The following is an 802-nucleotide window of genomic DNA, read 5'->3' on the forward strand; positions in this document are numbered from 1 at the left end:
CCGACCGCCGACCATGGCGTACACCTGGTCGGCGACGGAGAAGACCAGGTCGACGTCGTGGTCGACGATCAGGATGCCGACCCCGTCGTCGGCGGTCCGGCGCAGCAGCTGCGAGAACCTGGCGGTCTCGTCGTTGTCCAGGCCGCTGGCGGGCTCGTCGAGCAGCAGGATGTCCGGCTGGGCGCACAGCGCCCGCGCGAACTCGACCAGCCGCAGGGCACCGGTGGGCAGCGTGCCGGCGATGGTGTCCCGCAGGTCGGACAGGCCGAGGGAGTCGAGGGTTTCCTCGACGAGGCGGCTGACGTGTCCTCGGCCCTTGGACGCCAGGCCCAGCAGGCCGCCGGCATAGTCCCGGTGCCGGTTTTCCGCGCCGACAAGCAGGTTGTCCGCGACCGTGAGGGTGGGGAAGAGCGAGGGAACCTGGAAGGTCTGCACCAGACCACGCCGGGACCGGATGTCCGGCCGCATTTTTGTGATGTCGCTCTTGTCGAGCAGGACCTTGCCCTCGTCGGGCTGCTCGACCCCGGTCAGCAGGCTGAACAGCGTCGACTTCCCGGCACCGTTTGGGCCGATGAGGCCGGTGATCACGCCCTGGGGGGCGACGAGGTCGACGTGGTCGACCGCGGTCAGACCGCCGTAGCGGCGGACCAGGCCAACGGCCTGTAGCACGTGCCGACTCATACCCGACCTCCGTCCCGCAGGGAGGTCGCCGCCGCGGGTCCTGACCCCCCTGCTCGTGGCCCACGTGACCTGGTGAGGTGGAGTAGACGTCGGCGGGCAGGCCGCCGCGCTCGCCGCGGGG

1 protein-coding gene is annotated in these 802 nt (G+C 70.9%); it reads right to left on the reverse strand.

Going from position 1 to position 802, the window contains the following annotated elements; translation table 11 throughout:
* A partial coding sequence (locus AC08ON_RS16275) for an ABC transporter ATP-binding protein (protein WP_476608241.1) occupies window positions 1-681 on the reverse strand: 681 nt, incomplete at its 3' end.
* Window positions 682-802 lie beyond the last annotated feature (121 nt).

Source organism: Frankia sp. CoWAU3 (genome assembly GCF_977971855.1).